Origin of the sequence: [Bacillus] caldolyticus (assembly GCF_003595605.1) — a bacterium.
GTDB classification, from domain to species: domain Bacteria; phylum Bacillota; class Bacilli; order Bacillales; family Anoxybacillaceae; genus Geobacillus; species Geobacillus thermoleovorans.
Map to the genome: position 1 here is coordinate 2,170,432 of NZ_CP025074.1, position 21,095 is coordinate 2,191,526.

A 21,095-nucleotide genomic window follows, 5' to 3' on the forward strand; every position below is an offset into this window, starting at 1 on the left:
AAAATCAACGCCTCTCTTTCAACCAAAAGCAACGGATTCGGCGAAATCGGTCGTTTTTCGCCAGTCCTCTAAAGAAACAAAGCAACTTGTCTTGCCAGGAAGGGGGCAGCCGCCCATGAGCATGGCCTCCTCCTTCGGGCAGAGGTCGTGTCGGAACGCCACTTTTCCCATGAGAGGGGTAGACGGATGATAGGGTTGATGAAAGGATTGGCGTATACGTTAAAAGAGTTGACGCGCGAAAAAGTGACGTACGATTACCCGCACGAACCGCTCCCGCTCCCGGATCGGTTTCGGGGCATCCAGAAATTTTATCCCGAAAAATGCATCGTGTGCAACCAGTGTGTCAACATTTGCCCGACCGAATGCATCCAGCTGACCGGGAAAAAACATCCCGATCCGACGAAAAAAGGGAAAGTGATTGAGACGTACAACATCAACTTTGAAATTTGCATTTTATGTGATTTGTGCACGGAAGTATGCCCAACGGAAGCGATTGTCATGACGAACAACTTTGAGCTCGCGGAATACAGCCGCGACGCTCTGTATAAAGATTTGGCCTGGCTTGATGAAAACGATACGAACATAAGAAGGGAGAATAAGCCGTGAGCGGAACGGACATCGCCTTTTTCTTGCTCGCCCTCGCGGCGATTGCCGGGGGAGTGACGATGCTCCAGCTGACGAACGTCGTCCATATGGTCATCGCCCTCGTCATGACATTTTTGGGCATTGCCGGGCTGTACGTGCTGTTGTCCGCCGAATTTGTCGCTGTTGTGCAAGTGCTCATCTATTCCGGAGCCATCACGATCATCATGCTGTTTGCGATCATGCTGACGCGCCATCACACAGACGAAAGGGAGCGCCAAACCACCGGCGGCGTCTGGCATAAAGCGGTTGCCGCCCTCTCCGTCATCGCCTTCGGCCTTGCCGTCTACTTCGGCATCCGCCAGCTCGACTTCGGCGTTGACGGCAGCGCGCTGGCGGGCGACAACGCTAAGGCGATCGGCAAGTTGCTTTACTCGTATTATACGATTCCGTTTGAAATCGTGTCTGTCATTTTGCTTGTCGCCTTAATTGGCGCGATCGTGTTGGCGAAAAAAGACGGCAAGGGGGCGGAAGACGAATGACATTATCGGCCTATTTAGCGTTGGCGCTGATCTTGTTTTGCATCGGGCTGTACGGGGCGCTCACGAAGAGGAATACGGTCATTGTGCTCATCTGCATTGAGCTGATGTTAAATGCGGTTAACATGAATTTCGTCGCGTTTGCCAAATACGGCGCCCATCCCAGCGTTCACGGGCATGTGTTCGCGCTGTTTGCGATCGCCGTGGCGGCGGCGGAAGCAGCCGTCGGCTTAGCTGCGCTCATCGCTTTTTACCGCAGCCGGAAGACGGTTCAAGTCGATGAAGCCAATTCGTTGAAACATTAGAGAAGGGGATGGGAACGATGATGAACCTAGCTTGGGTCGTGCCGCTGTTCCCGCTTGGTTCGTTCATTCTGTTGCTGCTGTTCGGACGGAGATGGAAACAGGCAAGCGCCTATGTCGGCATCGCCGCGGCGTTCTTGTCGCTGCTTTTGGCGCTCGCGGTGCTTGTGGACCGCCTCGGCGGGTCGACGTATGAGGCAAACTGGACATGGATGACGATAGGCGGCGTGACGTTGACGGTCGGGATTTCCGCCACCGCCCTAAACGCTTGGATGCTCGTCGTCGTCGCACTCGTCAGCTGGCTCGTCCATGTGTATTCGCAAGGGTACATGGCTGGCGATGAACGGTTTTCCACCTTTTACGCGTATTTGGGCCTGTTTACGTTTGCGATGCTCGGTCTTGTGCTGTCGCCGAATTTGCTGCAGGCGTACATCTTTTGGGAGCTCGTCGGGCTTGGATCGTTTTTGCTGATCGGTTTTTACTTCTATAAGGAAGAAGCAAAAGCGGCGGCGAAAAAAGCGTTCATCATGACGCGCATCGGCGACGTTGGCTTTTTCATCGGCATGATGTTGCTCTTTTGGCAAACGCACAGCTTTGATTACGACGACATTTTCCGCGCTGTCGGCGACGGGACGCTGTCGCCGGGGATGACGACGCTCGCGGCGATCTTGATTTTCATCGGCGCCATCGGCAAATCGGGGCAATTTCCGCTCCATACATGGCTTCCAGACGCGATGGAAGGCCCGACGCCGGTGTCGGCGCTCATCCACGCTGCGACGATGGTGGCGGCCGGTGTGTACCTTGTGGCGGCATTGTTTCCGCTGTATGAGGCAAGCCATGCAGCCATGATGACTGTGGCGACGATCGGCGGGGTGACGGCGATTTTCGCCGCGACGATCGGCTTGGTGCAGACGGACATTAAGCGCGTCCTCGCGTATTCGACGATCAGCCAGCTCGGTTATATGATGTTGGCGCTTGGCGCCGGCAGCTATGTCGCGGCCATCTTCCATTTGACGACGCATGCGTTCTTTAAAGCGCTCCTCTTTTTGGCCGCCGGGAGCGTCATTCATGCCGTCCGTACGCAAAACATCGAGGAAATGGGCGGGCTTTGGCGGCGGCTGCCATGGACCGCGCCGCTATTCCTCATTGGGGCGCTGTCGATCAGCGGGGTTCCGCTATTCGCCGGCTTTTTCAGCAAGGACGAAATTTTGGCCGCCGCCTGGACGAACGGGCCGCGCCTCCTCTTTTGGCTCGCGGTCGCTGCCGCGCTGTTGACGTCGTTTTATATGTTCCGGCTCTTTTTCCTCGTCTTTGCCGGCAAAGCGCGGCATCATGAGGATGCTCATGAAGCGCCAGCCTCGATGGTGGCGCCAATGCTTGTGCTCGGCGTGCTGTCGATTGCATCCGGATACATGCAAACGCCATGGTTTGGCTCGTTCCTTGGCGAATGGTTGACGGATGGAGCGTATCGTCATGAAGCGGCGCCGGGATGGATCGCTGTTTTGGCGACGATCGTGTCGTTTGCAGGGATTTTTCTCGCTTGGCTGATGTACGGGGCGCAGAAAATGCCGCGCGATTGGCTGTCCGCGCGTGTTCCGTATGTTGATGAGCTGCTGCGCCGTCATTACTACATCGATGACATTTACCGTTTGACGGTCGTGTCGCTTGTGTCATGGATCAGCCGCCTGTTGACGTATGTCGACCGCTTCCTTGTTGAAGGGCTCGCCCGGCTTGCCGCCGGCATTGTCGGCGCGGCCGCCTCGGCTGGGTCGCGCGGGCAAAACGGGCAGGCGCAGACGTATGGGGCGGTGACGGTGGCCGGATTGGCGATTTTGGTCGTCATTTTCGCCTTAACAGGGGGGTACTGGCTATGATGTTTTTATCGCTGCTCGTCTTTTCGCCGCTGTTAGGCATCGTGTTGCTGATGTTTGTCCGCAAAACGGATGAACGAATGATTCAATGGCTCGGAACGGCTGCCACCGTACCGCCGCTCATTTTGGCGTTGTTTGCTTTCATTCAGTCCGGGCGCGGGTTTCGCCTCGAGCGGCTCGACGAAGCGCGGGACTGGGTGCGGCTTACTGACCTGCCATTTTTGACGGACGCGGCGTATGTGATCCGCTATGAGCTCGGCATCGATGGGCTGTCGCTTGTCTTTATCGTTCTGACCGCGGTGTTGGCGACGTTGGCCGCTTTGGCGTCGATGTTTGTCAAAACGGAGAAAAAAGGGTATTTTCTCTGGCTGCTGGCGCTTGAGATTGGCATGCTCGGCGTATTTTCCGCCGCCAATTTCGTTTGGTTTTTCCTCTTCTTAGAAGTGACGTTGGTCGCTATGTTTTTGCTTGTCGGCAAGTGGGGCGGGTTTGAGCGCGAGCGGGCGGCGTACAGCTACTTGTTGTACAACGGGCTCGGCTCGGCTTTGTTGCTTGTTGTGATCGCGGTGCTGCTTGCCCGAACTGGAACAGCGAACTTTGCCTTGCTTCATGAAATGTTACATAATCCAGCGGCGGAAGGGCAACTGATTGCGCCGTTGACGGAGGAAGGGAGTCGCTGGCTGCTCGGCGGGCTGTTGTTGGCATTTGCCGTCAAGCTGCCGGCTGTTCCGTTCCACCGCTGGCTCATCCGCGTCCACGTCGAAGCGCCGCCGCCGGTGGTGATGCTTCATGCCGGGGTGTTGCTGAAAATCGCAGCGTATGGGATGATTCGCTTCGGGGTCGGCTTGTTTCCGGATGAGTTCCGCTCGTTTGCCGGCGTTCTCGCTCTATTTGGCGTCATCAACGTGCTGTACGGCGCGCTGTTGGCGCTTCGCCAGCGCGAATTGAAGCGCGTGCTCGCCTACTCAAGCGTGTCGCATATGGGGGTTGTGCTCATCGGACTCGGTGCGTTGAATGAGGCCGGCATTCAAGGAGCGGTCTTTCAATCGGTGGCTCACGGACTCATCTCGGCCTTGTCGTTTTTGCTTGTCGGCGTGCTCGCTCATCGAATGGGAACAACGGACATCAACCGGCTTGGTGGACTGACGAAAGCGATGCCGCTCTTTTCCGGGTATTTGCTCACAGCGGCGCTCGCCTTGCTCGGTCTGCCGGGGCTGGCGGGATTTGTCGGTGAATTCACGTCGTTTCTCGGGCTGTTTCAAACGAAGCCGGCCCTTGCCGCCGTGGGTGCGCTTGGATTGATCTTCGCCGCTGTCTATTCGCTGAAAGCCGTCCTTGATATCACGTTCGGCCGCCCCCGCGACCGGCGGGAAGCGGTCATGGGCTGGCGTGAGCCGCAAGCATCTGCGGCAAGCCTAGGTGAACCGCAAGGGGGCGTCGTTGACTTGCAAGGAAAAGAAGCTGTGCCGGCGTTCATCCTCGTCGCGTTGATCGTGGCCGTCGGCGTCTATCCACAGCTATTGGCCGCGCCGCTTACGGCCGTCGTCAAGACGATGATGAACGGGCTAGGGGGTTGATCACATGAACGATGTATGGCAATCCGATTGGAGCATGATGGCGCCCGAATGGATCGTCCTCGCGGCCGCCATAGCGCTGTTGGTGATGGACTTGGCGCTGCCGAGTGATCGAAGCCGCCGGCCGCTTGCTTGGGGCGCCGCGGCGGCGGCGGCGCTCGCCATGATCGCGACAGCGGCGATGATCCCGGCCGGGTCGGCATCGATTTTGCATGATACGTTCCGGCTCGATGCGTTCGCCAAAGCGTTCAAGTTCATTTTGCTGGCTGGCGGAGCGCTCGCTCTACTTTTAGTGGCCGAATGGGCGCCGAAAGAAGGCAGTCCGCACCGCGGCGAATTTGTCTATATGATGTTGTTTGCGCTGCTTGGGGCGATGATGATGGCGTCTAGCGGCGATTTGCTTACATTATTTGTCAGCCTTGAGCTGCTTTCGGTGTCGTCCTACATTTTGGCCGGTTTGCGCAAAACGGCGCCGGCATCGAACGAGGCGGCGCTCAAATACGTCATTAACGGCGGCATCGCCACCGCCATCATGCTGTTTGGCATGAGTTATGTGTTCGGCTTGACCGGAACGACGAATCTCGGCGGCATCGCGCGCCGCTTGCAGGAGATGAACGAGCCGTACATGCTTGCTTTGGCGTTTCTGCTTTTGCTCATCGGCGTTTCGTTTAAGCTGGCGACTGTTCCGTTTCATATGTGGGCGCCGGACGTGTACGAAGGAGCGCCCGTTCCAGCGACCGCGTTTTTTGCCGTCGTGTCGAAAACGGCCGGCTTTGCCCTTCTTCTCCGTTTGCTGGTGACGATCTTTGCCGCGGCGCCGTCTGAAGGGCGTGACCCATCATCGCTTCTTTTGTCGATGCAGCCGATCATCACCGTGTTAGCTGGATTGACGATGATCATCGGCAGCGTCGTGGCGCTTCGGCAGCGGAGTTTAAAGCGGCTGCTCGCCTACTCAGGCATCGCCCACGCCGGCTACTTGCTCGCGGGGTTTGCCGCGATGTCATGGGCGATGATCGATTCGCTCTGGATGTATTTGCTCGTCTATACGTTGATGAACATCGGGGCGTTTGCCATTATTGCCCATATTGTCAATGAAACCGGATCCGATGATTTGGATGGGCTCGCCGGCTTATATCGGCACCGCCCATTTCTGGCTGCGGCGCTCGGGCTGTTTTTGCTCTCGCTCGCCGGCATCCCAGGAACAGCTGGCTTTATCGCCAAGCTGCATATTTTCATCGGCCTTGTCGTCACAGAGCCGGGCCATTATGTGCTCGCCGCCGTGATGGCGATCACGACCGTCATCTCGTACGTGTATTATTTCAATTTGATCGTCCAGCTCTTTTTCCGCCCGACGTTCACCGCGCCGCTTGGCCGGCTGCCGGCCGGGCTGTCGACCGCCGTCGTTCTTTGCGCGCTTGGAACGTTGGCGATCGGCTGGGCGCCGGGGCTTGCTTACGATATGCTTGCCCAGTTTGGGCATTTTGGCGATTTTTTGCCGTAACGGTAGAATAAAGGGAGAGGGAGAATGCCTCTCCTCTTTTTTTGCGCCGCCGGCTTCGTTTGGAAAGGAGGGGATGCGCTGCGTGCTTTGCGCAGGAAAGCTCCATCGAGCCATGTTTGCTTTCCACCTAGCATGAAAGTTTCAAGGCCTGCGCATTTTCATAGAAAGAGGGGAATGCTCATCCCGCTGGCTTTGTTTCGGGACGAGGAGCACCTTGGATGTGCGGCCGGTGCTGTTTCGGGGGAGAAGAGCTTGTCATGCGACGCTTAATCTGTTTTCGAAACGCATGAAGTGCTTTGGCTGCGCGCCGCGTTCCGAAAAAGAGGAAATGCTTCGTATGCGCCGTTTCACATATGCTTGAGAAAGAGGTGAAACTTGATGATGCCGGTCATCGGCCAACAAGCGTTGATTTCGATTATCGTTCATTTGGCGTTTCTAGCGGTGACGTGGTGGACGCTGCAGGCGGTGCGGCTCGAGGTGCTGCTTCGGCCGAACCGCGTCGTCCAAGGGCGGCTGCTGTACATTTTATTGACGATTGCCATCGGCTCGACGGTGGCGAACTTTTTCCTTGACTATTGGGCTTGGTCAACCGATTTGCCGTATTTGTTCCGCGAATAGGAGGCCCGGGGCGCCGTGGTGCTTCGGCTCCCCCTCCAACTGCCCGCTTGCCCCGCCCTCTGTCCGGCCGATCCGTTCTTGCCGCCGCCTCTTTGCTCCCCGTCCCGTCCCCTTCTTCCATGGATTCTCGGCTGTTTGCCCTCCGCTTTGATGTTTATTTATGAAAGCGATTTCAAAAATCGCCGGTTGTCGATTTTTTTGACGTATGTTCCCTTGCCCGGTGGCAACAATAACAAGTAAGGAGAGGAAGGGAACGAAGATGGGAAAAAATCCAATCTGTTGGCTGATGGCGCTGGCCGCCGCGGTCTTGTTGTTGGCCGCAGGGCAATACCGGACGGAAGGCGCGCGGGGGAACGAATGGTCCGAACCGTTGGAAATGATGGCGCACACATTGGCGCAACACGGTGCCTCGCTCGGCCGCTGGGTCGTGTACACAAGAGAGTATGCCCACGATATTCAAAATGATGCGGACTTTTTCAAAAAAATGGCGGAGTTCAAACAAACATACCGCTCCTTCCGCTGGACGTTCCACCAAACTAGCCATTGGCAAAAAGTGATCGGCACGAATGAACATTCCTTTTTTCGTGAACAAATCCAGCTCGTGATGACCGTCACAAATGGAACGCCGCAAACGTATATCCTCTATGAAGCGACCGGCCCAACGTGGAGCCAAGCTGGGTGGAAAGAAGCAGCACAGCACATTCAAAAAACGACGAACGGACTATTTGTGAATCACTCTACATTTTTCGCTTGTATTGAAGGCGAGTTCAGTGGTAATATGGAAGGTGGTTTGTTCGATCAAGCTTCTCAATTGCTTCGCGATTTTCAAGCGACGCCTGTCGAGTGGCTGCGGGAAGAGTCACTCGTTTCCCTGTCTGCATATACTGGGCAGTGGAAGAACGTTCTCCCGGCCGCCAATCATCAGCCGATCAACCTGCAACTCGCCTTGAGAGAAAGATTGGGCGGCAAGACGCGCGTCGTTGCTGGAACCCCAATCATTACCATTGAATACTAATATAGAGAAATTGGACGCGGAGGGGAATACCTTGGAAAAGATCATCGTCCGTGGCGGAAACCGGTTGAGCGGCACCGTCAAAGTGGAAGGCGCAAAAAATGCCGTTTTGCCTGTCATCGCTGCCACTTTATTGGCTACGAAAGGAACAAGTACGATTCATGATGTGCCTGCTCTTTCCGATGTATATACAATCAGTGAAGTGCTCCGCTATTTAGGCGCCGATGTGCACATTGCCGACGAGACGGTTACCGTCGATGCCACCGGTCCGTTGACGGTGGAAGCGCCGTTTGAATATGTGCGAAAAATGCGCGCGTCGGTGCTTGTCATGGGGCCGCTGTTGGCGCGCAACGGCCGAGCCCGCGTGGCGCTGCCGGGCGGCTGTGCCATTGGCTCGCGCCCGATCGATCAACATTTAAAAGGATTTGAAGCGATGGGCGCGTCTGTGAAAGTCGGCAATGGCTTTATCGATGCGGAAGTGAACGGACGGCTCCGCGGCGCCAAAATTTATTTGGACTTTCCAAGCGTCGGGGCGACGGAAAACATTATGATGGCCGCCGTGCTCGCGGAGGGCACGACTGTGATCGAAAACTGTGCGAAAGAGCCGGAAATCGTCGATTTGGCGAACTTTTTGAACGCGATGGGCGCCAAAGTGCGCGGCGCCGGCACCGGAACGATTCGAATCGAGGGAGTTGACGAGCTCGTCGGCACAACGCATACGGTCATTCCGGACCGCATCGAAGCCGGCACGTTTATGGTGGCGGCGGCAATCACCGGCGGCAATGTCCTCGTGCAAGGAGCCGTTCCGGAACATTTAGGCTCGCTGATCGCCAAACTCGAAGAAATGGGCGTGACCGTCATTGAAGAGGAAAGCGGCTTGCGTGTCATCGGTCCGGAAAAGCTGAAAGCCGTCGACATTAAAACGATGCCATATCCGGGCTTTCCGACCGACATGCAGTCGCAAATGATGGCTCTCTTGTTGAAAGCGGAAGGCACGAGCATGATCACCGAGACGGTGTTTGAAAATCGCTTTATGCATGTGGAGGAATTCCGGCGCATGAACGCCGATATTAAAATTGAAGGGCGTTCCGTCATTATCAATGGCCCGTGCCAGCTGCAAGGCGCCGAAGTGGCGGCCACCGATTTGCGCGCAGCGGCGGCGTTGATTTTGGCTGGACTCGCGGCGGACGGCTACACGCGCGTGACCGAGCTTCGTCATCTCGACCGCGGGTATGTCCGCTTCCACGAAAAGTTGGCTGCGCTTGGGGCCGACATTGAACGCGTCCGCGAAGAAACAGAACAATTCGACCAAATTCAAACGATCCAATGGAACGGATAAAGAGCGAAAAACGACCGTGAACTGCCTTCGAGCAGGGAATGGTCGTTTTTTCTTGGAACACGGGCGACCGTCGAAGGACGGTAAAAAACAACCGTTCGTTCCTAACGGTCTGTTTTGAAGCTCAGAGAAAGACCGTCTGTATGAAATTTCTCCATAAGCTTGATCGCATCGCGCGAAGCAAGTCGCGACGGTGGTGAAACATGTGCTTTCGAGAACCCCCTTGTTCCATCGCCCCTATTCAGTCACCGACTTTTTTCAACGGCTTCATGTTTAGCAGGCTGGCGATTTAAGGGGAAATGCTGTTCTCCAACAGTGTTTCTCAAATGGAAAAACCTTGCAACACCATAGCGTCATTCCTTGCGATTTCTCACAAACTGAGCGAATCCGTTGTTTTTCACCAGCCTTTTAGGCGGAGTGCGAAACGCGCTCATGAAGGTTTTGGCTGGAAAGAAAACTGTCATATATACTTGTCCGAGCCCATAACTATAGTAACGAACCGAAGCCAACGCAGGCATTCATTCGCGATGTCCGCTTGTGCTTGGAAAATGCATATTGGGGGCTCGGCTATGGTGAAACGACTGAAACCGGTGATGGCGCTCGCTCTCTCGCTGTTTGTCGCCATCCTCGTCATTCCGACGGCGCTCGTTCTTCCATTTTATGACGGGAAGGTGGCCAAATTGGCCGAACAACTGCACAAGCAAGAACAAGTCCAACGGTCGCAGGCAGCCGAAGGGCCGTCCATCGACGTGGCGGTCTATCGAAGCAAAGAACAACGCGTCGAACATATTCCCCTCGAGCAATACGTCATCGGCGTCGTTGCGGCGGAAATGCCGGCCGAATTTGAACTCGAGGCATTAAAGGCGCAAGCGTTGACGGCAAGAACGTACATCGTGAAGCAATTGCTCGCCAACCAGCCGTTTCGCCTGCCAAAAGGAGCGAATGTGACCGACACGGTGGCTCATCAAGTCTATTACAGCGATGACGAACTGCGAAAACTATGGGGCAGCGACTACGATTGGAAAATGAAAAAAGTGACAAAAGCGGTGATGGACACGCAAGGGCAAATTTTGACATACAACAATGAGCCGATCGAGGCGCTGTTTTTTTCGACAAGCAACGGCTATACGGAAAATTCGGAAGCCTATTGGCAAAGCGATTTTCCGTATTTAAAAAGTGTCGCCAGCCCATGGGACAAACAATCCCCGAAGTTTTACCAGCGAAAAACGATGCCAGTGGCGGAATTCGAGCGAAGACTGGGGGTCGAACTGCCCGCTGACGGCTCAGTCGGCGTCATTGTATCGCGCACTCCCGGCCGCCGCGTCGGCGAAGTGAAGATTGGCGGCAAGACGTTTACGGGCCGCGATGTGCGCGAACGGCTCGGATTGCCGTCGAGTGATTTCACCTGGGTGCGCAACGGAGATGACATCATCATTACGACAAAAGGCTACGGCCATGGCGTCGGCATGAGCCAATACGGAGCCAACTTTATGGCCAAAGAAGGGAAAACGTACGCTGACATCGTCAAATATTATTACCGCGGCGTTCATATTTCGTCGGCGACGGCGTTTTTAAACAAATTGACCGCGAAAAATGGATGAACCGGGGTTCTGCCGCCCCGGTTTTCTGTCAAATGTTCGGGGCAAACGGCAGGGAGACGCCCCTCGCCATGCGCCCCTCATTTTTTTGCATAAAATCTAGTCGAATGTCAAAAAATAAGTGAAAAAATTATTTTCTATGTGTATATCTTTTCCTCTTTCTGTTCAAAATGGTTGCTGAGGTGATGAACATGAGAGAGGAACAAAAACAATCGTCGCTGAAGCGTCTGTTCCGCAAACGTTGGGTATTTCCGGCGATCTATTTATCGTCTGCCGCATTAATCGTCGCTGGTGCGCTTTGGTTCCAATTGGGCAAAGAGGAGAATACGGGCAGAGACAACGTGGCGAAAAACGGCACCGCCCAGCAAGAAAATCCGGCTGTTCCGGTCAATGAAACGGTCGAAACGATTGCGATGCCGGTGCTTGATCCAAATGCGGTGCAAGTGAAAACGCCATTCTACGATGACAAAGCATCGGAAGCAGAACAGGAAGCAGCCCTCGTCTTTTATGATCATACGTACCACCCGAACCAAGGCATCGATCTTGTGCGCCAAGACGGCAAAACGTTTGATGTCACCGCTTCCTTAAGCGGCACGGTGACGAAAGCGGAAAAAGACCCGATTTTGGGATATGTTGTCGAAATCAATCATGAACAAGGGGTCACGACCGTCTATCAATCGCTCGCTGATGTGAAAGTCGAAGCCGGCGACACGGTGAAACAAGGTGAAGTGATCGGCAAGGCAGGGCAAAGCGAATTCAACAAAGAAGCCGGCATCCACGTCCACTTTGAAATTCGCAAAGACGGCCGGGCGGTCAACCCGATCGATTATGTCGACAAACCGTTGACGGCTTTGACTGACAAAGCGGAAGACAAAACGGGAACCGATCGCGCCGCCACGAGCAAAGAAAAAGAATTGATGCCAAGTGACGAAACAGCGCCGACAGACGAAAACCCAGCGAATGAACAACCATCGGCTGACGACCATTCGACGACGCCAAGCGACAACCATCAAGACGAAAACAACGACGCTTCATCCTACAAAACGCCAGACGCCTCGATCGGCATGGCAAGAGCGTAATCGACAAGGCGTCGAGCAAGAGGAAACGAAAAACGCGACGAAAAGGCCTGTCCGTTTGCCAAGACAAGCGGGCGGGTCTTTTTTCATCGTCGTTTCACGAGACTTTTGCACCGCAGGGGCTGCGGACGGGGATTGAAAAAGCTTTTAACCTCATGCTAGAGCCGTTATAATGATAGAAAAATGGATGCTAGGCGGGTGACAAGGCGATGAAACTAGATGACATCGACCGCAAAATTCTTGAACTGTTGATTGAAGATGGCCGCATGTCGTACGTCGACATCGGCAAAAAGCTGAACCTTTCGCGCGTCGCCGTCCGCGAGCGGGTCAATCAGCTCGTCAAGCACGGTGTGATTGAAAAGTTCACCGTTGTCATCAATTCAGAGAAATTCGGCAAGCAAGTTTCAGCGTTTTTCGAGGTCGACTGTGAACCAGCGTATTTGGTCGAAGTAGCGCAAAAGCTGGCCGAAAACCCGAATGTAGCGAGCTGCTACCAAATGACAGGCCCGAGCACACTCCATATGCATGTCCTCGTTGAAGATTTTGCCGCCCTTGAAAAATTCATCAATAACGAGTTGTACGCGTTGGAAGGCATTACGAGAGTTGAAAGCCATATTTTGCTTCGCCGCTTTAAGAGTCGGACGGGGTTGAAGTTGTAGCCGCCGCCTCTGGTAGGGCCGTGAAGCCCGGTAAAAAGCGTCCCGTAAAGGGGCGTTTTTTATTCATAATAAAAAATTCAATTTTTTTTGAGAATTATGTAGAAAAATGATTCGAATTCCTATATAATCATAAAAAACAAAATAAAAATTAACTTTGTTAAATATCAATTTAATTTTAATTAACAAATGCATATAAAATTCTCTTTTATATAAACAACAGAAAGGAGTGAATATGATGGCGGGGATGATTGTCAGAAGATTTTTTCAGCTTATCCTCCTATTGGTCGGTATCTCGTTCCTTGTCTTTACGAGCATGTATATCGCTCCGGGGGACCCAGCAACGATCATTGCTGGCCCGACCGCATCACAGTCAGACATCGAGGCCATCCGCGAAGATTTAGGGCTTAACGACCCATTCCTTGTCCAGTATGGCCGCTACATGAACGGGCTGTTTCATGGCGATCTCGGCTATTCGTACCAAACGAAGCAGCCAGTGTGGGAAGCGATCATGACGCGGTTTCCGAACACGCTTAAGCTAGCCATTGCCAGCATTATTGTGGCGGTAATCATTGGTGTCGTTGCCGGCATTATTTCTGCCATCCGGCAAAATTCATGGTTTGACGTCTCCAGCACCGTCTTTGCTTTGGCAGGCATTTCGATCCCGAACTTTTGGCTTGGCACCGTACTCATTTTAATTTTCGCGGTCAACTTGCAGTTGCTTCCAGTCGGCGGGCTGGATCAGCCGTTTTATACGGCAGAAGGGTTGAAGCAGCTGGTGCTGCCGGCCATTACGCTCGGGACCGGGTCAGCGGCGATGATTGCGAGAATGAGCCGTTCGTCGATGCTCGAGGTCATCCGAGCCGACTTTATTCGGACAGCACGGGCCAAAGGCTTAAGAGAGCGGACGGTCATTTGGGTGCATGCCTTGCGCAACGCCATGATTCCAGTCATTACTGTTATTGGCTTAAACTTTGGTTTTTTGCTCGGCGGCACGATCATCACCGAACAGGTTTTTGCCATTAACGGCGTTGGCCGCCTGATGGTGCAAGCCATTGCCGCCCGGGACTTCCCGATGGTGCAAGGCTCCGTCTTGCTTGTTGCTACGTTGTTTGTCTTAGTCAACCTGATTGTTGACATTATTTATACGTTTATCGACCCGCGTATTAGTTACGATTAAAAGAACGATAGAAAGGGGGAAAATCGATGGAAACCGGTGCAGCGGTGAATACAGGCCATGCCACAGCCGGCCTTGGACGCAAGAAAGAAAAAATGTACATCACCACGATCAAGCGGTTGTTGAAAAACAAGTTAGCAGTTGTGGGGCTTGTCATCATCGCTATTCAAGTACTCATGGCCATCTTCGCCCCGTGGCTCGCCACCCATGATCCGATAAAGCAAAATTTGTCAGCGGCTGAGCTTCCGGTTTTTTCTGATGGACATTGGCTTGGAACCGATAACTACGGGCGGGATATTTGGAGTCGCATCGTCTATGGCGCCCGCATTTCCCTCGTTGTCGGCATCGTTTCCGTCAGCTTAGGGCTGATCGGCGGGGTGGTGCTCGGCCTGTTAGCAGGGTATTACAGAAAACTCGACGGACTGATCATGCGGATTGTCGACTTGCTGTTTGCGTTTCCGGGAATTTTGCTTGCCATGCTTATCATAGCCATTTTAGGCACCGGCTTGATTAATGTGGCGATCGCTATCAGTATTTGGTCGATCCCGACATGCGCCCGCATCGTCCGCGGCAGCGTCTTGTCAGTAAAAAATCGCGAATATATTTTGGCGATGAAAGCGCTCGGGGCGAGCAACACCCGCATTATCATCAAGCATATTTTGCCAAACTGTTTGGCGCCGATCATTGTGTTTGCGACGATGCGCATGGCAACTGCCATTTTATCTGCTGCCTCGCTCAGCTATTTGGGGCTTGGCGCTCAGCCGCCGACGCCGGAGTGGGGGGCCATGATTGCCGCTGGCCAGGCGTTTATGTGGACGTCGCCGCACATGACGGTCGTTCCAGGCATCGCTATTATGCTCGTCGTTTTCGCCTTTAACGTCGTTGGCGACGGATTGCGCGATGCGCTGGATCCAAACATGGATATCAATCAATAAAAAACTTATATATAGTGTGGAGGGAAAGCCAGTGAAAAAGAAAACGTATTGGTCGTATGTTGTGCTTGCTTTTGTTCTTGCCGTTTCCGCGGCGTTGGCCGGATGCGGAGGCAAATCCGCTTCTAACAACGCCTCGTCCAGTTCGCAAGGGAAAGGAAACGTCGCCCAGGAATTGACGTATGCGACGACATCTGACGTCGTTGGCCTTTCGCCGATTTTAACGAACGATTCCGTCTCGTCTGCCGTTATCGAGCAAGTGTATGAAACGTTGTTCGTCCGTGATCCGGAGACGATGGAAATCAAGCCGCATTTGGCGGAATCGTATGAAACTCCGGATGATAAGACGTGGGTCATCAAATTGAAAAAAGGAATTAAATTCCATGACGGCACCGACTTTAATGCGGAAGCGGTCAAGTATACGTTTGATAAACTAAGAGACCCGAAGACAGCGGCGCCAAGGGCATCGCTTCTTGAACCGGTCGAATCGGTGGAAGTGAAAGATGATTACACGGTAGTGATCAAAACGAAATACCCGTATGGTCCGATGTTGGCGGCCTTGTCGCATACGAACGCTTCCATTGTCAGTCCGACGGCTGATCAAAAACAAGATTTAATGAAACAGCCGGTCGGCACTGGCCCGTTTAAATTTGTTGAATGGGTGCCGGGCGACCATGTGACATTAGAGAAAAACGATGACTATTGGCAAGGGGCGCCGAAGTTGGAAAAAGTGACGTTCAAAGTTGTTCCGGAAGTGACGACGGCGATTTCGATGCTGCAAACGGGCGATGTGCAATTTATCGACAATATCCCGGCTGAACAGTTGTCCCGCGTCGAATCGATGAAAAATGTTCAGCTGATCAAAAAGGAAGGCACACCAGTCTACTATTTAGGCTTTAATATGAAAAAGAAACCGATGAACGAGCTTGCCTTCCGTCAAGCGGTTTCCTATGCGATCAACAAAGATGAGTATATCCAGCAGCTGAAAGGGCTTGGGGTGAAATCAAACAGCGTCATCGGTCCGAAAGTGTTCGGTTATGATGAATCGTCAGAAAACGTCGCTTACACCTATGATCCTGAAAAAGCGAAACAGCTCGTTGAAGAGCATGGCTATAAAGGAACGAAAGTGAAAATTTTGGTCGCCAATACGGCAAATTACATGAAAATGGCGGAGATCGTTCAAGCACAGCTGAAAGAAGTCGGTATCAACGCCGAAATTGAATCGATGGAGTGGGGCACCTTCCTTGATGCAACAAAGCAAGGAAAATACGATATCACATTCCTTGGTTGGACCAACAGCACGGCGGATGGCAGCGAGCTGTTTTATCCAAACTTCCATTCGAAAAACGCTGGAGTATCGAACCGGACGTTCTACAACAACCCGACATTCGACAAACTTGTCGAAGAATCACGTACGACGATCGATCCAGAAGTGCGGAAACAAAAGTTGAAAGAAGCGAATGAATTCTTGTTGAAAGATGCTGCCGTTGTTGTAATGAACCATGGCGTCGTGACGGCGGCTGTTGATCAATCGGTGAAAGGATTGGAGATCGATCCGACAGGACAATGGTCGCTCTATCACGTTCATAGAGAGTAGGGGATAGCATGGCTGAAACATTGTTGCGTGTCGAGAACCTTGTCACGACCTTCAGCACGGCGGAGGGAAAAGTCTCCGCCGTGCGGGGGGTTTCTTTTTCCGTCCGCAAAGGAGAAACACTCTGCATTGTCGGCGAATCAGGGTGCGGGAAAAGCATCACCTCGCTGTCGATTATGGGGTTGCTTCCTAACAACGGGAAGATTGAGAGCGGATCGATTGAGTTTGCAGGACGCGACTTGGTGAAATTGCCGAAAGAAGAGTTGCGCCGCATTCGCGGCAATGAAATCTCGATGATTTTCCAAGAACCAATGACAGCGCTCAACCCTGTGTTTACAGTTGGTTATCAACTTCGTGAGCCATTGATGCTTCATAAAAGACTGTCAAAACGGGAAGCGCACGAACAAAGCATTGAGCTGCTCAAGCAAGTCGGCATCCCATTTCCGGAAAAGCGGATGAAACAATACCCGCATGAGTTGAGCGGCGGGATGAGGCAACGTGTCATGATCGCCATGGCGCTTGCCTGTCATCCGAGCTTGCTCATTGCGGATGAACCGACAACTGCTTTGGATGTGACCATTCAGGCACAAATTTTGGATTTGATCAATGAGTTGAAACAAAAATTGAATATGGCCGTCATTTTGATCACTCATGACATGGGCGTGGTCGCGGAAATGGCGGATCGAGTGATGGTCATGTATGCTGGTGAGAAAGTGGAAGAAGGCGATGTCGAAAGTATTTTCGCCAACCCGCGCCATCCGTACACAAAAGGGTTGTTGAAATCCGTGCCAAGCGTGGATGATGAGGAGTATTCGCTCGAACCGATTCCGGGGACGTTACCCAGTTTAAATGAACAAATTGACGGTTGCCGCTTCCACCCGCGCTGTCCGTTTGCGACCGACCGATGCCGCACGGCGCCGCCGCTGGAGAGAAAAATCAGCAACAACCATTCTGTCCGTTGCTGGCTAGAGGAGGGTGCTCACAGCCATGAGCCAGTCCAAGCAGCCACTTCTTAAGTTGGAAAACGTTAAAAAATATTACCCGATCAGAGGGGGAGTGTTGCGACGCATCCAAGGCTACGTCAAAGCAGTGGAGAACGTTTCCCTTGATGTATTTGCCGGGGAAAGCATTGGCATCGTCGGCGAGTCAGGGTGTGGAAAATCGACCCTTGGCCGGACGATTCTTGGCCTTGAAGAGGCGACGGGGGGCGCCATCTTCTTTCGGGGGGAAGAGATCAGCCGTTTGCCGGAACGGCAACGCAAAAAGTGGAAAAAAGAGATGCAGATGGTGTTTCAAGATCCGTATGCGTCTCTCAACCCTCGCCAACGCATCGGACATGCCTTGGAGGAAGCGTTTATCATCCATACGAACATGACAAAGGCCGAACGCGAAGAGCGGGTATTGCATTTGCTTCAAGAAGTCGGGCTTCGTCCGGAACATTACGACCGATACCCGCATGAATTCAGCGGCGGGCAGCGACAGCGGATCGGCATCGCCCGAGCGATCGCCTTAAACCCGTCGCTCGTTATTTGCGATGAGGCGGTCTCTGCGTTGGACGTATCGGTTCAAGCGCAAATCATTAAACTGTTAAAAGACATCCAAGAAAAACATGAACTGACGTATTTGTTCATTTCCCACGATTTAGGGGTCGTTCGTCATTTTTGCGACCGGGTGCTTGTCATGTATTTAGGCCATACGGTGGAGCTAGCTCCATCTCGGGAGTTGTATGCCAATCCGCTCCATCCATATACAAAAGCATTGCTGTCCGCCATTCCTCGGCCGAAGCCAGGCGCGAAGCGGGAGCGCATTCGTCTTGAAGGGGATTTGCCGAACCCGGCCAACCCGCCAAAAGGATGTCCGTTCCATACGCGCTGCCCGGTGGCGACCGAACGATGCAAACAAGAGCGGCCGGAGTGGAAAGAAGCGGCTCCAGGTCATTTTGTCGCTTGCCATGAAGTGAAGTAAGGAGGAACTGCCATGGACTACCTATACCACCCATACCCATCGCAGCGGATGACGGTGTTCGCCAAAAACGGCGTTGTGGCGACATCGCAGCCGCTCGCGGCGCAGGCGGGGCTTGAGGTGTTGAAAAAAGGCGGCAATGCCATCGATGCGGCGATCGCTGCGGCTGCTTGCTTAACGGTTGTCGAACCGACGTCGAACGGCATCGGCGGCGATGCGTTCGCCCTTGTTTGGACGGACGGGAAGCTGTACGGATTAAACGCGAGCGGCTATGCGCCGAAAGCGATCTCGATTGAAGCGCTGAAAGAGCGCGGCTATACAGAGATGCCGAAATACGGCTTTGCTCCGGTGACCGTTCCGGGGGCGCCGGCGGCGTGGGCGGCGCTGTCAAAGCGCTTCGGCCGCCTGCCGCTTGTGGAAACGCTCGCACCGGCGATCGCCTATGCGGAAAACGGCTATCCGGTTTCGCCAGTGCTCGGAAAGTATTGGGCTGCGGCGTTTCGTACATACAAAGAAGCGCTTCGCGGGCCGGAGTTTGCCGCCTGGTTTGCGACGTTTGCGCCGGGCGGCCGCGCGCCGAAGATCGGCGAAGTGTGGGCCTCGCCGGACCATGCGGCGACGCTGCGCTCCATTGCCGAAACGGAAGCGGAAAGCTTTTACCGCGGCGAGCTGGCGGAAAAAATCGCCGCCTTCTCGAAGCAATACGGCGGCTTTTTGGCGGCGGACGACCTCGCCGAGTATGAACCGGAATGGGTCGAGCCGATCTCCGTCTCCTACCGCGGCTATGAGGTGTGGGAAATTCCGCCGAACGGCCAAGGGATTGTCGCGTTGATGGCCATCAACATCATGAACGGGTTTGACGTGCCGAGCGTGCCGGATGTCGAGACGCACCACCGGCAAATCGAGGCGATGAAGCTTGCCTTTGCCGATGGGAAAGCGTACATCGCCGACTGCCGCTATATGAACTGCAGCCCAGACGAGCTGTTGTCGGAATCGTTTGCCGCGATGCGCCGGGCGCAAATCGGCGAGGAGGCGCTGACGCCGGAGCCGGGAACGCCGCCAAAAGGCGGAACGGTCTATTTGGCCGCCGCGGACGGCGAAGGGAATATGGTGTCCTATATTCAAAGCAACTACATGGGCTTCGGCTCGGGCCTCGTCGTCCCAGGAACGGGCATTGCCTTGCACAATCGCGGCCATAACTTCGCCTTTGATGAAGGCCATCCGAACGGGCTGGCGCCAAGGAAAAGGCCGTACCATACGATCATCCCCGGCTTTTTGACCAAAGGCGGCGCGCCGGTCGGCCCGTTCGGTGTCATGGGCGGATTTATGCAGCCGCAAGGGCATCTGCAAGTGATCATGAACACGATCGATTTTGACTTAAACCCGCAAGCGGCGCTCGATGCGCCACGTTGGCAGTGGATGGAAGGGAAAACGGTATTGGTGGAGCCGCACTTCCCGCGCCATATCGCTGAAGCGCTCGCCCGCAAAGGGCATGACATCCGCTTGGCGTTGGACAGCGGACTGTTCGGCCGCGGGCAAATCATTTGGCGCGATCCTGACACCGGCGTGCTCGCCGCCGGGACGGAGCCGCGCACGGACGGTGCGGTGGCCGCTTGGTGAGACTCACGATAAAGGGATGACTTCGATGAACCAGTGGCATTTGTTTCTCGCTTTTTTCCGCGTCGGCATGCTTGGATATGGGGGCGGCCCGTCTTCGATCCCGCTTGTGCGCGCTGAAGTGGTGGCGAAATACCGCTGGATGGCGGATGAAGAATTCGCTGAAATTCTGGCCATCGCCAATGCTTTGCCCGGCCCGATCGCCACGAAGCTTGCCGGTTATATCGGCTACCGTGTCGGCGGCGCGCTCGGTTTAGTGAACGCCGTGTTGGCGACGACGGCCCCGACGGTCGTGTTGATGATCGTGCTGTTGGCCGCCTTATCCTCGTTTAAAGACACACCATGGGTCGCTGGGATGACCAAAGCGGTCGTGCCGGTCGTGGCCGTCATGCTTGCCGAGATGACGTGGCAGTTCGCCAAACAGGCGCGCGCCGCCCTCGGCTGGCGGCCGGCCGCCCTGCTCCTTCTTGCCTGCTTTTTGGCCTTGCAGTGGCTCGGCCTTCATCCGGCGCTTGTGGTCGCAGTGTTGCTTGCGGCCGCGTTTGTCGGCCGAAGCAAGCCGAAGGCGGTGGATAGAGACAAAGGCGGAGAAAGGAGGGCGTCGTCATGATCTACTGGCAGCTGTTTCTCGCCTTTTTTTGGCCCGGCATTCTCGGCTACGGCGGCGGCCCGGCTTCCATCCCACTCATCGAGCACGAGGTCGTTGACCGCTACGGCTGGATGACGGTCAACGAATTCAGCGAGGTGCTGGCGCTTGGCAACTCTCTTCCCGGCCCCATTGCGACGAAAATGGCAGGTTATATCGGATACGAACAAGCCGGCGTCCTTGGCGCTGCCATCGGAGTGTTTGCCAGCGTCGCTCCGTCGCTCGTTTTGCTGTTGGCGCTGCTTGGGCTCTTGTACAAATGGAAAGACGCGCCGCAAGTGAAGCGGCTCACCGCCTACATCCGCCCAGCGATCGCCGTGATGCTCGGGATTATGGCGATCGACCTTTTCCGCGAATCGTACGAAGGGGCCGGGCTCGGCCAAACGGCGTTTCTCACCGCCGCGAGCGCTTTTTTGCTGCTGGGCAAATGGCGCATCCACCCAGCGTACGTCATCGTCTTGGCGCTTGTGTATGGGGCTTTCTTTTTGTCGTAATGCAGGGA

20 protein-coding genes are annotated in these 21,095 nt (G+C 54.4%); all 20 read left to right on the forward strand.

All coding sequences use genetic code 11. The features are described from left to right. Nucleotides 1–186: 186 nt before the first annotated feature. The 20 genes from nuoI to CWI35_RS11410 all read left to right on the forward strand — a co-directional run bounded on the left by nuoI (nucleotide 187) and on the right by CWI35_RS11410 (nucleotide 21,087). Nucleotides 187–606, forward strand: a complete 420-nt coding sequence (nuoI, locus tag CWI35_RS11310; protein ID WP_013146600.1) for an NADH-quinone oxidoreductase subunit NuoI — start codon at nucleotides 187–189, stop codon at nucleotides 604–606. Further along, nucleotides 603–1,124 carry an NADH-quinone oxidoreductase subunit J gene (locus tag CWI35_RS11315; protein ID WP_119877738.1) on the forward strand — a complete coding sequence of 174 codons (522 nt, stop codon included), beginning with the start codon at nucleotides 603–605 and terminating at the stop codon, nucleotides 1,122–1,124. The genes nuoI and CWI35_RS11315 overlap by 4 nt, the downstream gene beginning before the upstream one ends. Beyond that, nucleotides 1,121–1,426, forward strand: a complete 306-nt coding sequence (nuoK, locus tag CWI35_RS11320) for an NADH-quinone oxidoreductase subunit NuoK (protein ID WP_119877739.1) — start codon at nucleotides 1,121–1,123, stop codon at nucleotides 1,424–1,426. Before CWI35_RS11315 ends, nuoK begins: the two co-directional genes overlap by 4 nt. A gap of 17 nt (nucleotides 1,427–1,443) precedes the next feature. Next, the gene (gene nuoL / locus CWI35_RS11325) at nucleotides 1,444–3,297 is read left to right on the forward strand and encodes an NADH-quinone oxidoreductase subunit L (protein WP_025039089.1); all 1,854 of its coding nucleotides are present in this window, start codon (nucleotides 1,444–1,446) and stop codon (nucleotides 3,295–3,297) included. Beyond that, on the forward strand, nucleotides 3,294–4,871 hold the full coding sequence (locus CWI35_RS11330) for an NADH-quinone oxidoreductase subunit M (RefSeq protein WP_119877740.1): 1,578 nt from the start codon (nucleotides 3,294–3,296) through the stop codon (nucleotides 4,869–4,871). Before nuoL ends, CWI35_RS11330 begins: the two co-directional genes overlap by 4 nt. A 4-nt stretch (nucleotides 4,872–4,875) precedes the next feature. After that, nucleotides 4,876–6,369 carry an NADH-quinone oxidoreductase subunit NuoN gene (nuoN, locus tag CWI35_RS11335; RefSeq protein ID WP_119877741.1) on the forward strand — a complete coding sequence of 498 codons (1,494 nt, stop codon included), beginning with the start codon at nucleotides 4,876–4,878 and terminating at the stop codon, nucleotides 6,367–6,369. Between the two features lie 378 nt (nucleotides 6,370–6,747). Continuing rightward, nucleotides 6,748–6,987: a DUF1146 family protein gene (locus CWI35_RS11345; RefSeq protein ID WP_011232810.1), complete on the forward strand. Its 240-nt coding sequence runs from the start codon at nucleotides 6,748–6,750 to the stop codon at nucleotides 6,985–6,987. Between the two features lie 259 nt (nucleotides 6,988–7,246). Beyond that, nucleotides 7,247–8,002 (forward strand): YwmB family TATA-box binding protein, encoded by a 756-nt coding sequence (locus CWI35_RS11350; RefSeq protein ID WP_119877742.1) that lies wholly within the window; start codon nucleotides 7,247–7,249, stop codon nucleotides 8,000–8,002. Nucleotides 8,003–8,033: 31 nt separating this feature from the next. Further along, nucleotides 8,034–9,338, forward strand: a complete 1,305-nt coding sequence (gene murA / locus CWI35_RS11355) for a UDP-N-acetylglucosamine 1-carboxyvinyltransferase (RefSeq protein ID WP_014196941.1) — start codon at nucleotides 8,034–8,036, stop codon at nucleotides 9,336–9,338. A gap of 566 nt (nucleotides 9,339–9,904) precedes the next feature. Further along, the gene (gene spoIID / locus CWI35_RS11360; RefSeq protein WP_011232807.1) at nucleotides 9,905–10,936 is read left to right on the forward strand and encodes a stage II sporulation protein D; all 1,032 of its coding nucleotides are present in this window, start codon (nucleotides 9,905–9,907) and stop codon (nucleotides 10,934–10,936) included. 188 nt (nucleotides 10,937–11,124) lie between these two features. After that, complete coding sequence (locus tag CWI35_RS11365) at nucleotides 11,125–12,012, forward strand: stage II sporulation protein SpoIIQ (RefSeq protein WP_119877743.1); 888 nt, start codon at nucleotides 11,125–11,127, stop codon at nucleotides 12,010–12,012. A 206-nt stretch (nucleotides 12,013–12,218) separates the two neighbouring features. Beyond that, the gene (locus CWI35_RS11370; RefSeq protein ID WP_015376050.1) at nucleotides 12,219–12,668 is read left to right on the forward strand and encodes an Lrp/AsnC family transcriptional regulator; all 450 of its coding nucleotides are present in this window, start codon (nucleotides 12,219–12,221) and stop codon (nucleotides 12,666–12,668) included. Between the two features lie 235 nt (nucleotides 12,669–12,903). Continuing rightward, nucleotides 12,904–13,845, forward strand: coding sequence for a nickel ABC transporter permease (gene nikB / locus CWI35_RS11375; RefSeq protein ID WP_119877744.1), 942 nt, complete (start codon nucleotides 12,904–12,906; stop codon nucleotides 13,843–13,845). A 26-nt stretch (nucleotides 13,846–13,871) separates the two neighbouring features. Continuing rightward, nucleotides 13,872–14,777: an ABC transporter permease gene (locus CWI35_RS11380; RefSeq protein WP_119877745.1), complete on the forward strand. Its 906-nt coding sequence runs from the start codon at nucleotides 13,872–13,874 to the stop codon at nucleotides 14,775–14,777. Between the two features lie 31 nt (nucleotides 14,778–14,808). Further along, nucleotides 14,809–16,371: a glutathione ABC transporter substrate-binding protein gene (locus tag CWI35_RS11385; protein ID WP_021321926.1), complete on the forward strand. Its 1,563-nt coding sequence runs from the start codon at nucleotides 14,809–14,811 to the stop codon at nucleotides 16,369–16,371. A gap of 8 nt (nucleotides 16,372–16,379) precedes the next feature. Continuing rightward, nucleotides 16,380–17,384, forward strand: coding sequence for an ABC transporter ATP-binding protein (locus tag CWI35_RS11390; RefSeq protein ID WP_023633282.1), 1,005 nt, complete (start codon nucleotides 16,380–16,382; stop codon nucleotides 17,382–17,384). After that, entirely contained in the window at nucleotides 17,356–18,333 is a 978-nt protein-coding gene (locus CWI35_RS11395; protein WP_119877746.1) for an ABC transporter ATP-binding protein, read from the forward strand. Before CWI35_RS11390 ends, CWI35_RS11395 begins: the two co-directional genes overlap by 29 nt. 12 nt (nucleotides 18,334–18,345) lie before the next feature. Next, nucleotides 18,346–19,950, forward strand: coding sequence for a gamma-glutamyltransferase family protein (locus CWI35_RS11400; RefSeq protein WP_119877747.1), 1,605 nt, complete (start codon nucleotides 18,346–18,348; stop codon nucleotides 19,948–19,950). A gap of 25 nt (nucleotides 19,951–19,975) precedes the next feature. Beyond that, nucleotides 19,976–20,557, forward strand: coding sequence for a chromate transporter (locus CWI35_RS11405; protein ID WP_011232804.1), 582 nt, complete (start codon nucleotides 19,976–19,978; stop codon nucleotides 20,555–20,557). Continuing rightward, nucleotides 20,554–21,087 carry a chromate transporter gene (locus tag CWI35_RS11410; RefSeq protein ID WP_011232803.1) on the forward strand — a complete coding sequence of 178 codons (534 nt, stop codon included), beginning with the start codon at nucleotides 20,554–20,556 and terminating at the stop codon, nucleotides 21,085–21,087. Before CWI35_RS11405 ends, CWI35_RS11410 begins: the two co-directional genes overlap by 4 nt. The last annotated feature ends 8 nt before the right edge of the window (nucleotides 21,088–21,095 follow it).

Coding starts and splice junctions, on each gene's coding strand:
- nuoI (WP_013146600.1), top strand. CDS start 187: ATGATAGGGTTGATGAAAGGATTGGCGTATACGTTAAAAGAGTTGACG.
- nuoK (WP_119877739.1), top strand. CDS start 1,121: ATGACATTATCGGCCTATTTAGCGTTGGCGCTGATCTTGTTTTGCATC.
- nuoL (WP_025039089.1), top strand. CDS start 1,444: ATGATGAACCTAGCTTGGGTCGTGCCGCTGTTCCCGCTTGGTTCGTTC.
- CWI35_RS11330 (WP_119877740.1), top strand. CDS start 3,294: ATGATGTTTTTATCGCTGCTCGTCTTTTCGCCGCTGTTAGGCATCGTG.
- nuoN (WP_119877741.1), top strand. CDS start 4,876: ATGAACGATGTATGGCAATCCGATTGGAGCATGATGGCGCCCGAATGG.
- CWI35_RS11345 (WP_011232810.1), top strand. CDS start 6,748: ATGATGCCGGTCATCGGCCAACAAGCGTTGATTTCGATTATCGTTCAT.
- CWI35_RS11350 (WP_119877742.1), top strand. CDS start 7,247: ATGGGAAAAAATCCAATCTGTTGGCTGATGGCGCTGGCCGCCGCGGTC.
- spoIID (WP_011232807.1), top strand. CDS start 9,905: ATGGTGAAACGACTGAAACCGGTGATGGCGCTCGCTCTCTCGCTGTTT.
- CWI35_RS11365 (WP_119877743.1), top strand. CDS start 11,125: ATGAGAGAGGAACAAAAACAATCGTCGCTGAAGCGTCTGTTCCGCAAA.
- CWI35_RS11370 (WP_015376050.1), top strand. CDS start 12,219: ATGAAACTAGATGACATCGACCGCAAAATTCTTGAACTGTTGATTGAA.
- nikB (WP_119877744.1), top strand. CDS start 12,904: ATGGCGGGGATGATTGTCAGAAGATTTTTTCAGCTTATCCTCCTATTG.
- CWI35_RS11380 (WP_119877745.1), top strand. CDS start 13,872: ATGGAAACCGGTGCAGCGGTGAATACAGGCCATGCCACAGCCGGCCTT.
- CWI35_RS11390 (WP_023633282.1), top strand. CDS start 16,380: ATGGCTGAAACATTGTTGCGTGTCGAGAACCTTGTCACGACCTTCAGC.
- CWI35_RS11395 (WP_119877746.1), top strand. CDS start 17,356: ATGAGCCAGTCCAAGCAGCCACTTCTTAAGTTGGAAAACGTTAAAAAA.
- CWI35_RS11400 (WP_119877747.1), top strand. CDS start 18,346: ATGGACTACCTATACCACCCATACCCATCGCAGCGGATGACGGTGTTC.
- CWI35_RS11405 (WP_011232804.1), top strand. CDS start 19,976: ATGAACCAGTGGCATTTGTTTCTCGCTTTTTTCCGCGTCGGCATGCTT.
- CWI35_RS11410 (WP_011232803.1), top strand. CDS start 20,554: ATGATCTACTGGCAGCTGTTTCTCGCCTTTTTTTGGCCCGGCATTCTC.